The 13,616-nt window shown below is 36.7% G+C and carries 13 protein-coding genes and 3 tRNA genes; 11 read left to right on the top strand and 5 right to left on the bottom strand.

The genetic code is table 11. The annotated features are described in order from the left end of the window. Nucleotides 1-163 precede the first annotated feature (163 nt). From FW754_RS12140 to FW754_RS12125, 4 genes are all read left to right on the top strand, one after another. The gene (locus tag FW754_RS12140; protein ID WP_446324783.1) at nucleotides 164-2,005 is read left to right on the top strand and encodes a long-chain-acyl-CoA synthetase; all 1,842 of its coding nucleotides are present in this window, start codon (nucleotides 164-166) and stop codon (nucleotides 2,003-2,005) included. A 186-nt stretch (nucleotides 2,006-2,191) separates the two neighbouring features. Continuing rightward, nucleotides 2,192-2,267, top strand: a tRNA-Lys gene (locus FW754_RS12135). Nucleotides 2,268-2,286: 19 nt separating this feature from the next. Beyond that, nucleotides 2,287-2,362, top strand: a tRNA-Lys gene (locus FW754_RS12130). Nucleotides 2,363-2,486: 124 nt separating this feature from the next. Next, nucleotides 2,487-2,562: transfer RNA gene (locus FW754_RS12125), tRNA-Lys, on the top strand. A 304-nt stretch (nucleotides 2,563-2,866) separates the two neighbouring features. On the opposite strand, the gene FW754_RS12120 is transcribed toward FW754_RS12125, so the two are convergent. Continuing rightward, complete coding sequence (locus tag FW754_RS12120) at nucleotides 2,867-3,460, bottom strand: hypothetical protein (RefSeq protein ID WP_446324782.1); 594 nt, start codon at nucleotides 3,458-3,460, stop codon at nucleotides 2,867-2,869. A 375-nt stretch (nucleotides 3,461-3,835) separates the two neighbouring features. On the opposite strand from FW754_RS12120, the gene FW754_RS12115 reads away from it, so the two are divergent. Next, the gene (locus tag FW754_RS12115; RefSeq protein WP_409512005.1) at nucleotides 3,836-4,090 is read left to right on the top strand and encodes a PspC domain-containing protein; all 255 of its coding nucleotides are present in this window, start codon (nucleotides 3,836-3,838) and stop codon (nucleotides 4,088-4,090) included. A 107-nt stretch (nucleotides 4,091-4,197) separates the two neighbouring features. On the opposite strand, the gene FW754_RS12110 is transcribed toward FW754_RS12115, so the two are convergent. Next, nucleotides 4,198-5,295 carry an HPP family protein gene (locus FW754_RS12110; protein ID WP_446324781.1) on the bottom strand — a complete coding sequence of 366 codons (1,098 nt, stop codon included), beginning with the start codon at nucleotides 5,293-5,295 and terminating at the stop codon, nucleotides 4,198-4,200. A gap of 399 nt (nucleotides 5,296-5,694) precedes the next feature. Continuing rightward, complete coding sequence (locus FW754_RS12105) at nucleotides 5,695-5,862, bottom strand: hypothetical protein (protein ID WP_446324780.1); 168 nt, start codon at nucleotides 5,860-5,862, stop codon at nucleotides 5,695-5,697. 243 nt (nucleotides 5,863-6,105) lie between these two features. Between FW754_RS12105 and glyQ the strand changes: the two genes are divergently transcribed. The 6 genes from glyQ to FW754_RS12075 all read left to right on the top strand — a co-directional run bounded on the left by glyQ (nucleotide 6,106) and on the right by FW754_RS12075 (nucleotide 12,051). Further along, nucleotides 6,106-7,083 (top strand): glycine--tRNA ligase subunit alpha, encoded by a 978-nt coding sequence (gene glyQ / locus FW754_RS12100; RefSeq protein WP_419347793.1) that lies wholly within the window; start codon nucleotides 6,106-6,108, stop codon nucleotides 7,081-7,083. Beyond that, nucleotides 7,083-9,152, top strand: coding sequence for a glycine--tRNA ligase subunit beta (gene glyS / locus FW754_RS12095; RefSeq protein WP_446324779.1), 2,070 nt, complete (start codon nucleotides 7,083-7,085; stop codon nucleotides 9,150-9,152). The genes glyQ and glyS overlap by 1 nt, the downstream gene beginning before the upstream one ends. A gap of 79 nt (nucleotides 9,153-9,231) precedes the next feature. Then, nucleotides 9,232-9,705 (top strand): hypothetical protein, encoded by a 474-nt coding sequence (locus tag FW754_RS12090; RefSeq protein WP_446324778.1) that lies wholly within the window; start codon nucleotides 9,232-9,234, stop codon nucleotides 9,703-9,705. Nucleotides 9,706-9,849: 144 nt separating this feature from the next. Continuing rightward, nucleotides 9,850-10,812 (top strand): hypothetical protein, encoded by a 963-nt coding sequence (locus tag FW754_RS12085; RefSeq protein WP_446324777.1) that lies wholly within the window; start codon nucleotides 9,850-9,852, stop codon nucleotides 10,810-10,812. 113 nt (nucleotides 10,813-10,925) lie between these two features. Then, complete coding sequence (locus FW754_RS12080; RefSeq protein ID WP_446324776.1) at nucleotides 10,926-11,309, top strand: hypothetical protein; 384 nt, start codon at nucleotides 10,926-10,928, stop codon at nucleotides 11,307-11,309. 127 nt (nucleotides 11,310-11,436) lie between these two features. Further along, nucleotides 11,437-12,051 carry a hypothetical protein gene (locus FW754_RS12075; RefSeq protein ID WP_446324775.1) on the top strand — a complete coding sequence of 205 codons (615 nt, stop codon included), beginning with the start codon at nucleotides 11,437-11,439 and terminating at the stop codon, nucleotides 12,049-12,051. Between the two features lie 60 nt (nucleotides 12,052-12,111). Here FW754_RS12075 and FW754_RS12070 read toward each other — a convergent pair whose 3' ends face one another. Continuing rightward, entirely contained in the window at nucleotides 12,112-12,531 is a 420-nt protein-coding gene (locus FW754_RS12070) for a hypothetical protein (protein ID WP_409511997.1), read from the bottom strand. Between the two features lie 77 nt (nucleotides 12,532-12,608). Next, entirely contained in the window at nucleotides 12,609-13,562 is a 954-nt protein-coding gene (locus FW754_RS12065) for a 2-hydroxyacid dehydrogenase (RefSeq protein WP_446324774.1), read from the bottom strand. Nucleotides 13,563-13,616 lie beyond the last annotated feature (54 nt).

Here is a 13,616-nt window from a genome sequence, read left to right as displayed (position 1 = left end):
CCGATGACTGGTTTTTTTTGTTATTTTTAAGGATATTTTTAACCTTTTTATTAAATTAGGTTGATTGCACTAGTTTTTAACCTATAAAAAGACAGGTGTATAAAAGCGCAAATATTTTGCTTCAAATCGGCATGATTGGATTACGAAAAATAACAGGATTTCTATGAGCCAGACACCACAAAATGACTTAATCAGCATCTCTGATGTTGTTTCACATCTACCAAAATTTCTCCACAAAGTACCTCATTTACTTACAGGTTTGTCACAAGCTTATATTCGCACTGCAAAAACGCCCACAGGTTTAGGATTGGCATTTGAACGTGCAGTTAAACGTAATCCTTACGGTGATGCATTACTCTTTGAAGAGCAGCGCTATAGCTACCAAGACTTAAATGGTTGGGCAAACCAAATTGCACACTATTACCTATCTATTGGGTTAAATAAAGGTGATGTTGTCACTGTCATTATTGAAAACCGTGCCGAACTTATTGCAACGGTCATTGCTCTTGCTAAAATTGGGGTAACTTCTGCGCTTGTGAATACATCACAAATAGGCAAAGTTTTGTCACATAGCATCAACCTTGTTAATCCTGTGGCCCTTATTATCGGTGATGAATGCCGTGAAGCTGTTGATGAAATTCGTCAAGATTTAAACATTCCTCCTAATCGTTTTTATTGGTTTGCAGATCAACCCACACAACAAGACAAAGGTACAGCACCTAACGGCTTCCAAAATCTTGCTGAAATTGTTGATCAATTTCCAAAATTTAATGTACCGACAACACATAAAGTCCAAGGTTCAGATGGTTTATTCTACATTTACACATCAGGTACAACAGGCTTACCAAAAGCCGTAATCTTTACCAACAGTCGTTGGACACTCGCTTACGGCACGTATGGTCACATTCTCAACTTAAAAGAAGATGATGTAATGTACTGCACTCTACCGCTTTATCATGCTACAGGTATGGTGGTGTGTTGGTGTGGTGTGATTGCAGGGAGTTCAGCACTTGCAATTCGCCGTAAGTACTCCACTTCACAGTTTTGGCCCGATGTTAAAAAATATAATGCTTCTGCAATTGGTTATGTCGGTGAGCTATGCCGTTATCTGATGGATGCACCTATTTCAGAACTTGATCATTCACATCGTGTAACCAAAATGATTGGTAATGGTATGCGTCCAAACATTTGGAGCAAATTTAAAGAGCGTTTTGGTGTAGAGGAAATTTTAGAACTTTATGCATCAAGTGAAGGTAATGTCGGTTTTAGTAATATCTTTAACTTTGACAATACCGTGGGCTTTTCTCCAACACCGTATGCCATTATTCAATTCGATAAAGAAAAAAATGAAGCCATTCATGATGCAAAAGGCTTTTGTAAAAAAGTCAGCAAAGGTGAAGTCGGTTTATTGATTGGTAAAATTACCAGTCGCTCTCCTTTCGATGGTTACACCGATCCTGAAAAAAACAAATCTGTAATTATGAAAGATGTCTTTAAAAAAGGAGATTCGTACTTTATTACGGGTGACTTAGTCCGTGATATTGGTTTCCGTCATGCACAATTTGTCGATCGATTAGGCGATACTTTCCGTTGGAAAGGTGAGAATGTTTCAACTACGGAAGTCGAAAATATTGTCAGTGAATATCCTAAAATTGCAGAAGCAGTCGTTTATGGTGTCGAAATTCCTGAAACCAATGGTCGTGCAGGCATGGCAGCCATTACCCTACTTGATGGCATGACACTCTGCGAGCAAGATTTAACTAACATGGTTCAAGAATTCAAAAAAAATCTTCCTGCTTATGCTGTCCCTGTGTTTTTACGTATACAACAAACCGTTGAAACCACTGGTACATTCAAATATCAAAAAAACAAGCTGAAAGATCAAGGCTATGATTTAAATCAAACTTCGGACCAACTACTTGTGCTATTGCCTTCAGCCACAGCATATACCGACCTGACTACTGAAATCCAAGCCAATATTGCAGCTTACAAGTATCGTTTCTAACCCAATAGCGCTTATTTTTTGAGTAAAAAAACAAAAGTTGTTGTATTTATAAGCAAACACCAACAACTTTTGAATTTTTTACTTGCGCTCAATGGAGATCTTGCTACAATACGCTCCATCAAATGCAGTGGTGCTAGAACAAAATTCTTGCACTAAACATTAAGATTTCATCTAAATGTTTGCTCAGGGTCGTTAGCTCAGCTGGTAGAGCAGCGGACTTTTAATCCGTTGGTCCCGCGTTCGAATCGCGGACGACCCACCACTTATTTTGATTCCTTGATGGGTCGTTAGCTCAGCTGGTAGAGCAGCGGACTTTTAATCCGTTGGTCCCGCGTTCGAATCGCGGACGACCCACCATCATCTTTCCAGATTTTCCTGAAAAGTAATTAGATATATCTAAAAAGATATCATCTAATTTTTGTAAGAATTGCATTTCGCTAGTCTTACAAGAAATTTAGAATTTCATTCTAAAATTCACTCAGGGTCGTTAGCTCAGCTGGTAGAGCAGCGGACTTTTAATCCGTTGGTCCCGCGTTCGAATCGCGGACGACCCACCATTTATTCCCCTCTTCAAGATTATTTCTGAACTTCTTTATTCTGCGTTTCTTCAACAAAACCAAATCTAAATTCATTTTAATTAGACAATCCATACTAAATTCAATGGACTCACTTTTTCAAATTTTTACTTTTTATCATACTCACTTAAAATGTTGTTACACCCATTCGTATTCAGAATTGGTAGAGTCTTGACTATTAATAATCATCGTTTCCAATCCTATAACAACCCATTGTATTTTTTTTTAATTATTTCTCTTCTTGCTTATTCCATTTTAGCTTCTAAGTGATTTTCGCATTTAGCCGTTAAAATTTCGTCATCACATAATTATGCTCAGGTGCATGATGTCCTTTCACTGAAAAATAATTCTTATTGGTCTTATCAACATTTAAAATTTTATCACGGTCTATAACCAAGTTTTGCTCATCATTAATGCTATAAAAAAATTGAATTCCTTCTATTCTTTTTACAATAATTTGATGATGTTCTTCATCATAATGCCATGTATTCTTTTTATAGTTACGATTGGCAAGCTCATCATGGCTATCATTACTCACTCGCCCCTTATATACAAAAGTTCGATGTGCCGTACCATCAGGCAGCAAGTTAATAATAAATTCTGCTGATCCTTTTTCACAATGCGCAAATTTATCTTCACAATTAATTTCAGTATGATAGCGCCCAACAAAAGGCATCGATACATTTGAAACCTGCGCTACATGATCATCCTCTAAAGCTTGTGTTACAGCAGGTCCTGCAGCTTCTGTCAATTTTTCCCCTTCATCATCTTGCTGTGTTTTATCTTCTGTAATCTTTTTTTGAGGCTCGGTAGCTTCTGAAGCAACCTGAATATCCTCATGCATGCTCACGTCATCTTTTTGTTGGTTTGAACATGCCATAAGTAATACTGCAAAAATTGCTGTATTAGCGATACTCCAAACTGTTCTGTTTTTACATTTTCTGAAAATTTTATGCTTAATCAAAAGAGTTCATACCTTTTACTTCAAACCCATACATCTAGATCTGTATATAGTAGTGATTATCCCACAGACTACCATTCACCTTTAGTGCCCTTTTACAAAAGTATAAAAATACACAACTACCTATTTAAACTCATCTCGCATTTTAAGGAACTCATTTAAATTATACTTACAGAGCAATAACAAAATAATTTTGCTCTAGACTTTAAGTCGAATAGATCATCCCCATATTTATAAATGAAGCAATATTTAAACTTTTGTTTCTCTCATTTTTTATTTTTAAAGGAGCCTTGAATGACCAATTCTGGTTTATACCGTTCTAACCGACACAATATGATCGCCGGTGTAATAGGCGGTATTGCTGAACGTTTTGGTTGGAATCCAACACTATTACGTATCATCTTTGTGGTGGTTTCCCTAATGAGTGCAGCCTTTCCAGGCATTTTGGTTTACCTTGTATTATGGTTGCTCATGCCAAAGCAAACACAACGCATTGAAACTCCATACAACATGCGTACGGTGTCTGAAGAAAACAATTTTCATCGATAATACATTTATATAGATTTCTTACTTCATTTTTATACTGCGATCATTACCCCAATGTATCGCAGTTTTTTTGCCTTAGGTTTGACTTTAAATAGTAAACTTTTAAAGCTTTATTTTTTCAGCAATAACTGTTGCATAGCTGCAATCATATCGGCACGACTAATAATCCCAACGATCTTTTTACCATCAACCACAGGAATATAATTGAATGACCGCTCAACAAAATAAGGAATTAAATCCTGAATCGGTTGCTGAGGTTGTACCGTCACTACTTGCAGATTCATAATCTGTTTCACTAAATGCTGCCATGATGTATGTACATCTGTTGAACCTTTAAACCACTCCACCACTTCATACAATGCAAGTGTGCCCACTAATTCATTGTCCACATTCACTACAGGCAAACTCATTAAATTGACCTGCTTAAACTTGTCTAATGCCTTATGAATGTCATCTTCAGCATGTAAAAAAATTACATCTTTACTCATAATGTCCTGACATAAATAATCACCGACCTGTCGAGCATTGGCATTTTCTTGTGCTTTTAGAATAATTTTCTGTAAGTCATATTCACTGATATCGAGTAATTCAGTCTGATCAGCAAGCGCATCTTTAATGTCCTGCGGTTGAATTGTGACTTTTTGGGTTGGCGTTGGATCTTTAGAACGCGTATTGATTTGCGCAACTTGAGGAAATTGCTTACCCAGCATTCGGTTATAAATTACCGCAACAATCAGCAGTAAAATTGAATTGAGTAACACAGGATAAAAAACAAATGCATAACCTAGTTGATGAATCGACTCACCTCCCATCACAGCAGTAATTGCCACAGCCCCACTTGGTGGATGTAAGGAATCTGTACTCATCATTAGAAAAATAGTCAGTGCAACAGCCAAGCTAAAGGCAAGCGTCGGCTCTGCAATGAATAAGGCACAGCTAACACCAATGACTCCTGCAATGGTATTACCTATTACAACATTCCACGGCTGTGCTAAGGGGCTAGCAGGAACTGCAAATAATAAGACCGATGATGCTCCCATTGGTGCGATATACCATGCATTAAACCCACCTAGCACGTGCCAACTGATTAATGAAGAAATAGCTAGACCGATGAGCGCACCAAATCCACATAACACGCGATCTTTAAAGGGTAAAACTTTAAAATTTGGTTTTAAAGTGTTTAACGAGTTTATTGTAAATTCAGACACAAATATCGAGCTCAGCCTTTCAAAATATTACTAAATTATACGATAATGATAATTTAAAGGTATATTTATTTTATATCTTCTATTATTTAATTCTATTTTCCAAATGAAAAGCTCTCGAAGCCTTTATGATCAATCAAGTGATAGCACAGCTTTAAATTGATCTGCCTTTTCCAATATATAATCATCTACATTAATATGATTAAACTCAGTATGATAAATTGATGGCTCATCCATAGAGAGATTGTCTAAATCCTCTATCAGATCATACTAAACCATCATTGTTGAATGATAAATCGTTTTAAATTTTGGATTAAATTTTATATTTTCACAAATTTCATTTAATTCACTGGCAGCATACTCAGGTTCAATTTCACCAAGAATCACTTCGTCGCAATAAAACTATAAATATGCATAAATTGCAATTTTATCAATTGGGTATGGTAATCCAACTTCCTCAATAGATTGAGTAAAATATGCTTCTGCAATATCTACATCAAGAAAAATTTCTAGCAATAACGAAACTAAAGTAATAATAGACTCTGTTTCAAAACCTTGCTCAAGTTTCAATACTGCCCAATCGATATACTCTTGCCCCCTTGGGTATGAATTAATTTTTTGCCAATAATTTCTAAATAATTCATCTATTTCTCATTTTATTTTGATCACATTATCATCATAACTTAGCCAAATATTTTGATTGAATTCTGACCTTTATGAAAAACAATATAACTTGACCTATACCCTTTGCCACTCCCTCCCAAAATCCTTATACTGAGAACCAATTTTTCTAATACTTATAGTGGATGCTGCATGAGTCGCGCCATATCGCATATCGATACATTCCAAGGCTTAATTTTAGCCTTACAAAACTACTGGGCTGAACAAGGTTGTGTCATTTTACAACCTTACGATATGGAAATGGGTGCAGGGACATTCCACACTGCAACATTCTTACGTGCACTTGGCCCTGAAACTTGGAACGCAGCTTACGTTCAACCCTCACGCCGACCGAAAGATGGTCGTTATGGCGAAAACCCAAACCGTTTACAGCACTACTACCAATTTCAAGTCGTCCTTAAACCAAACCCTGACAATATCCAACAGCTTTATCTTGACTCTCTCAAAGCGATTGGTATTGATACACTTATTCACGATATTCGTTTTGTCGAAGACAACTGGGAATCTCCAACACTCGGTGCTTGGGGCTTAGGTTGGGAAGTTTGGCTTAACGGTATGGAAGTAACTCAGTTCACTTACTTCCAACAAGTGGGCGGTTTGGAATGCTACCCTGTGACAGGTGAAATCACTTACGGTCTTGAGCGTTTGGCAATGTACCTTCAAGGCGTAGATTCAGTTTATGATCTTGTTTGGACAAAGGGTCAATTCGGTACTGTGACTTATGGCGATGTGTTCCATCAAAATGAAGTAGAACAATCGACTTATAACTTTGAATATGCCAACGTTGAAAAAATGTTTGAGCTTTTCGACTTTTACGAAGCTGAGGCGACACGCTTAATTGAAGCTGAACTTCCACTTCCAGCGTATGAGCAAGTCATTAAAGCATCACACTGCTTTAACTTGTTAGATGCTCGTGGTGCAATTTCTGTGACTGAACGTCAGCGTTATATTTTACGTGTACGTACATTGTCACGCTCAATTGCACAAAGCTATGTAGATGCCCGTGCGAAGCTTGGCTTCCCAATGGCTGAACCTGAACTTCGTGATGAAGTATTGGCGCAATTAAAAGCACAAGTTGAAAGTGACGCAAAAGCTGAGGAGAATAAATAATGTCTAAACATACCGTTTTATTCGAACTTGGCTGTGAAGAACTTCCTCCAAAAAGCTTAAAAAAATTACGTGATGCCCTATTGGCAGAAACTATAAAAGGTCTAAAAGATGCAGGCTTGGCTTTTGATTCAATCGAAGCCTATGCAGCACCACGTCGTTTGGCTTTAAAAATTGTCAATGTTGATGGCGCTCAAGCTGATACTCAAAAGCGTTTTGATGGTCCTGCTAAACAAGCGGCTTTTGATGCTGAAGGCAATGCAACCAAAGCGCTTGAAGGCTTTATGCGTGGTCAAGGCATTACCGTTGATCAAGTCACAACGTTCCAAGCAGGTAAAGTTGAAAAAGTTTGTTATTTAAAAGACGTAAAAGGTCAAAGCCTTGACGTTTTATTACCACAAATTTTACAAACTGCTTTGGATAATCTTCCAATTGCAAAACGTATGCGTTCAGCAGCAAGCCGTACTGAATTCGTTCGTCCTGTAAAATGGGTTGTATTGCTTAAAGATAACGATGTGGTTGATGCAACCATTCAGGATCATAAAGCAGGTAATGTGACTTTTGGTCATCGTTTCCATGCGCCTGAAGCAATTGTTTTGGCAAATGCAGATGACTATCTACCAAAATTAAAAGCGGCTTATGTTGTTGCAAATTTTGAAGAACGCCAAGCAATTATTGACAGTCAAGTGAAAGCACTTGCTGACGAAGTAAATGCGATTGCGATTGTACCAAGTGACCTTCGTGACGAAGTGACTGCATTGGTTGAATGGCCTGTTGCGCTTCGTGCAAGTTTTGAAGAGCGTTTTCTTGCTGTTCCGCAAGAAGCGTTAATTACGACAATGCAAGATAACCAAAAATATTTCTGCTTGGTCAATAGCGACAATAAATTACAGCCTTACTTCATTACTGTTTCAAATATTGAGTCTAAAGATCCTGCTCAAATTATTGAAGGGAATGAGAAAGTTGTACGTCCTCGTTTATCAGATGCTGAATTCTTCTTCTTACAAGATCAAAAGCAACCACTTGCTTCTCGTAAAGAAAAATTAGCCAATATGGTGTTCCAAGCTGAATTGGGTACGCTGTGGAATAAATCTGAACGTATTGCAAAATTAGCTGTGGCTTTAGCGCCAATTACAGGTGCAAACCCTGCCGATGCTGAAAAAGCTGCACTTCTTGCAAAATGTGACTTAACTTCTGAGTTGGTGGGTGAATTCCCTGAACTTCAAGGGATTGCAGGGACTTATTACGCACGCCTTGAAGGTGAAAACGTTGAAGTTGCAGAAGCTTTAGGTGAGCAATATTTACCTAAATTTGCAGGTGATGTTCTACCGCAAACCAAGACAGGTACAACCATTGCCCTTGCTGATCGTTTAGATACATTGACAGGTATTTTTGGTATTGGTCAAGCACCGACAGGTTCGAAAGATCCGTTTGCACTGCGCCGTTCTGCAATTGGTATTTTGCGCCTTGTGACTGAAAATAATCTTGATGTTTCGATTGAAGAACTCATCAAACTTGCTTTAGCTGCTTATGGCGATGTATTAAAAGATCACGGCAAGACTTTGGCAGATGCTGTGGCATTCCTTGAAGGTCGTTACCGTGCCAAGTATGAAGATCAAAGCGTTGCTGTTGATGTGATTCAAGCAGTTCAAGCACTTTCTCCTAAATCTCCGTTAGATTTTGATAAGCGTGTAAATGCGGTCAATCATTTCCGTAACTTGCCTGAAGCTGCTGCTCTTGCTGCTGCCAATAAGCGTGTTGCAAATATCTTGGCGAAAGAAGCTGAACCTACTGGTGAAATCGTTGAATCTAAACTGGTTGAAGATGCTGAAAAAGCGCTTTATACCGAGATTCAAAATGTACTGCCTGTAGTTCAACCACTTTTGGATGCAAAAGATTACACTGAAGCACTTTCTAAACTTGCAGCTTTACGTGCGCCAATTGATGCTTTCTTTGAAGGTGTCATGGTGATGGCAGAAGATGCTGAATTGAAAGCCAATCGTTTACGCATACTTGCGCAGCTACGTGACTTGTTTACAAGTATTGCTGATATTTCGGTGTTACAGCACTAAGCTAAATATTTGAAATAAAAATAAAACCCTGCTTAAATAAGTGGGGTTTTTTTTAATATCTAGAATACATAATACCAAAATGAATACAACAACCCCCAAAAGCCCTTATAGCATTGATCTCAAACTTATTCTAATTCATTTTTTATTGTTGATTAGCAGTTACTTAATTTACAAAAACTTTGCCTACATCCCTGAAAAAAAAGATATGAGTGGAATTTTTTTCATGCTCATTTCCGTCTTAGGTGGAATTGTAGGATTAATTGTATTAGCGGTTAGTTTGCCCCGTTTAGATCGTACAGTTCGAAACTTATCTATGTATAAGTTCTTTTTAGCATTTCTCTATTGGGTTTCAAGCACAGTTATTTTTATCTTTTTTGGAATCAGCAGATTTTTCTATAACAATCCTTTAGTCCTTTTTGTTTTTGTACTGATTTTCTATAGTAGTATTTATTTCTCAGTCGTACGTATTGCCGATATGCGTAAAAAAGATTGGCTAGTTTTGGGTGGGATTTTTGGTGCTTTTGTACTTTTATTCTTTTTACCAAAGATTTAGAAAATTAAGTAGTTTAAATTTTCTTAGATAGTTACGTTGTTTTTACAACTGTTACGGATCTTTCAGTTTTACAGCACTAAGCTAAATATTTGAAATAAAATGAGAACCCTGCTTAAAAAAGTGGGTTTTTTTATTGAAAGAATTATGAAAAAATTAGAAGCAACACTTATTAATCTATTTATGTGGGGCGAATTATTCTCAACTCAAGGAGTTCTTGACACTACAATTATACAATGTGAAGGTTTTGTATTTGAATTTAGACAACAAGACATCAAATTAAAGCAAAGTGAATATATTAATAAAACTATTTTAACTACCATAGTTACAGTTCGTGATATTACAGAAGAGCAAATTCCTCAAATTTTAGAAATTATTGATGATATATGTTGGTTACTTTCTTTTGCGCAACAAGCACCTATTTGTCGTCATAGTTATAAGATTGACAATCTAGAAATAGAATCAAGAAACTGTATAAGCTTCATTATAAATTCACCTGCTTACATCATTGAAAATAGAGGTAAATCTATTCGAAGTTTTATAGAACAAGTTTATCCAACCTATAAAGAATTAAAAAATCCTAGAGAATTAGAAGTAGTATTTGGCTATCTAATAGAAATCAATAAACCTAATCTTGCGATGGAAACAAAACTGATAATTTCTTATGTACTGATGGAGCATCTAAAAAGAACGTATGCTGAAATTATTGGATATATAAAAACTGACACTCAATTTAAGCATCCACAATATCCAGATTTAAAAACTCAACCTCACGATATTGAAAATTATGAGCCTCTAAAAGATAAAGGTAATACTTATTATCGTCATAAAAAATTTGGAAAATGTGGTTCAACAGAAATGATTAAGCGGACCTTTGAAGGGGCAAGAATTACTCGTACAAAAACAAAATCTATTATTGATAAAAGAAATACAATGATTCACGAAGGGCTTCTTTTACCTTTTGGCGATCCTAAATATACCAATCAAGCATTTATAGATTTTCAGGAAGTAAATGACTTATTCCGCGAATATTTACTGAGTATTCTAAATTACCAAGGCGAATATTATTTAAGCAATGATCGTTTTTCTTGTTCAGTATGTCTTATATAAAATTATATTTATCATGCACAAATAACCTGAAACAATCTACAACCAAATAAATCTGAATCTTCTCATTGGATTCTATAAACTTAATTCATCAGATTCAGCCAAGACTAAAAGCAATGAATGCAAAAATCATCTTCTCTACTATTTTAACAACCCTTGCCTTCACCGCTTGCTCAATAACACCGACAGATCCTAATGCCCCTATTGTCATCGAACAACATAAAAACATCTCTGCTGAACCCTCAACAAAACATAACCTTGCACGTCTCATTAAGCAAAAAGACAACTGCGTAATAGAGTTTACAGGCAACTTTGAAACAGGCAAAGCCACAGAACATTGGATTTTTAAAGGTGATCAACTTATTTCCGCATTTTCAAATGTCGATGCAGACATTGAAAAAACACACACAATATTTGATATTCAAGATGCACATAAAATTAAAAATTTCAATGCACTGAAAAAGAACTTCAATGCTTCATCACTCGAAATCTGTAACTAATCTCCACAATACCTCAGTAAATCCGATTTACTGAGTAAGTTTCTATACATGCTTTTACCAACAGTGTACAACGATGCCTCATTTTGCAAGTATCATGTCACTATATAAAAGGAAGGTACATTTAATAATGCAGAAAATCAAAGTATTAGCGCTTAGTTTTACACTTTTTGGTACAACATCCATTTATGCACAAACCACTACTGAAAATAAAACTACACCATACGGTGACAACCCTAATATTTTTAAGGTGATTGCGAAAAAGACAGGTTCTGCTGTACAAAATACAGCTGAGAAAGTCGGAGAAGCAACGGAAAATGGTATCCGAAAAATCAAACCAAAATTTGATGAAACTATCGACAATACCAAAACATATACCGCAGAACAGGCGACCATTGCCAAAGAAAATACACAGAAAGGCATAGATACAGCAGTTAAAAAAGTGGAACAAACCACAGACCGTGTTTTAGGTCGAACTGAATATAACGTGCCCATTGAACAAGGCAGTTTAAGTCAGTCCAAAATACCCACAAAAACAGCTTATGAAGTGACTGCTGCCACTCCTACGACTACAGTTCTAACCCCTCTTACGCCTATAGCACAACCAACAACTGTGCAAAATACACAAGTAGAACCCGAGATCATCAAACAATCCTTACCTATAGAAAATACGACAACCAAACAAACGGAAAATTCTTCAACCAAAGCATCGAATGAAGATGATACCAGTGGCGTTCCTCGCTAAAAATAATGTAAATATTCCTCATTTATTTCAAATGAGGAATCTGGATAAAATCCCAAAGGTTTAAAGCACAAACTCATGTTGGTTCAATGCTTTCATCAAACGATGCCCGACATAAAAGTGCAGTCCCGATAGCATGACAAATACAGCCATTCCAAGAGATGCACTATATTCAAAAAATGGATAAGCCCCTGAAGATAGGAAACAATAACTGAGCCACAATTGTACCAATGCCAATAAACATGCCACTGAAAATTGTAAAATTGAACGAACTTTGACAATAATACTGATAAAAAAGATGATCAATACTACAAGTCCAATCAGTAAGGGTAAAAATGAAAAGGCTTTATGTACATCTATTTGCGGATTCTGTGCTAAATACTGTTGTGCATAGATATCTAAACCAATAAAAGAAAAAGTCGCTAAAAAAATCAAAAGTTCAAAGACACCGAAAAACTTAAGTTGCTGTTGGGTTGTTTTCACGATGTAAAACTCCTCATTTTTATCTGTTTTGCTGGGTAGAATAATGATGTATTGAGGCAATTTTTTATATAGACCGATTAAAGACCGACCTGCCGAATGGGTTTCCCCTGTTGAAATGCCGATGCATTTTCTGTTAATTGTTGCACAATACGTTGCCTAGCATCAACACTGCCCCATGCACTGTGCGGTGTAATAATTAAGTTAGGAATATTATTGGCAAGTAGAACGTTACCCTCTTTTGGTGGTTCAACGCTGAATACATCGGTTGCTGCACCAGCAATTTTTCCTGTACGTAAAGCTGTTGCCAAGTCATGTTCATTGACAATGCCACCTCGTGCACAGTTAATTAAAAATGCACTTGGCTTCATCTTCTCAATGGCTTTGCTATCAATCAGATCACGCGTTTCTTCTGTCAGTGGGCAATGTAAGCTTAAAAAATCAACTTGTGGTAAAAGCTCAGACAATGCCACGCGGTTTCCAGTTGAACGATTAGGCAAAGCACCGACTATAATTTTCATCCCAAAAGCTTCGGCAAGGTTAGCCACAGCCTGCCCCAATTCACCATAACCCAAAATGCCTAAAGTCTTTCCTGCAAGCTCCACAATTGGAAAATCAAGCAAACAAAAGATTGGCGATTTATTCCATTCACCTTGTTTTACTGCATGATCATATTGAATAACTGAAGTCGCCAAAGCGAGCATGAGCATTAGTGTATGTTGCGCCACCGCGGATGTGCCATAGCCCTGGCAGTTACACACCGTAATGCCTTGCGCTTTGGCTTGAGCAAGATCAACATTATTTGTCCCTGTCGCGGAAATCAAAATCAGCTTAAGAGATAAACATTGTTTTAAATTTTCTGCATCAAGCACGACTTTGTTAGTGATCACGACGTCAGCATGTTGTACACGTTCCAAAACCTGTGTGGCTAATGTAGATGGATACAACTCTAAATCAGTAAATACTTCACGTAATGCACTAAAATCAAGATCATTTTTATCCAATGATTCACAATCTAAAAATACAGCTTTCATGTGTTCCCTTATCAATCATAGACAGTATTATGTACTTCTTTTATATCATGTATT

Source organism: Acinetobacter sp. 1207_04, from assembly GCF_052850415.1.
Note: the sequence above shows the minus strand (reverse complement) of the source record. Positions and strands in the feature narration are given on the sequence as shown.

Excerpts from the sequence above, each read along its gene's own strand:
- glyQ (WP_419347793.1), top strand. The coding sequence starts at position 6,106 with ATGAGTCGCGCCATATCGCATATCGATACATTCCAAGGCTTAATTTTA.
- FW754_RS12120 (WP_446324782.1), bottom strand. The coding sequence starts at position 3,460 with ATGGCATGTTCAAACCAACAAAAAGATGACGTGAGCATGCATGAGGAT.
- FW754_RS12075 (WP_446324775.1), top strand. The coding sequence starts at position 11,437 with ATGCAGAAAATCAAAGTATTAGCGCTTAGTTTTACACTTTTTGGTACA.
- FW754_RS12115 (WP_409512005.1), top strand. The coding sequence starts at position 3,836 with ATGACCAATTCTGGTTTATACCGTTCTAACCGACACAATATGATCGCC.
- FW754_RS12065 (WP_446324774.1), bottom strand. The coding sequence starts at position 13,562 with ATGAAAGCTGTATTTTTAGATTGTGAATCATTGGATAAAAATGATCTT.
- FW754_RS12140 (WP_446324783.1), top strand. The coding sequence starts at position 164 with ATGAGCCAGACACCACAAAATGACTTAATCAGCATCTCTGATGTTGTT.
- glyS (WP_446324779.1), top strand. The coding sequence starts at position 7,083 with ATGTCTAAACATACCGTTTTATTCGAACTTGGCTGTGAAGAACTTCCT.
- FW754_RS12090 (WP_446324778.1), top strand. The coding sequence starts at position 9,232 with ATGAATACAACAACCCCCAAAAGCCCTTATAGCATTGATCTCAAACTT.
- FW754_RS12080 (WP_446324776.1), top strand. The coding sequence starts at position 10,926 with ATGAATGCAAAAATCATCTTCTCTACTATTTTAACAACCCTTGCCTTC.
- FW754_RS12085 (WP_446324777.1), top strand. The coding sequence starts at position 9,850 with ATGAAAAAATTAGAAGCAACACTTATTAATCTATTTATGTGGGGCGAA.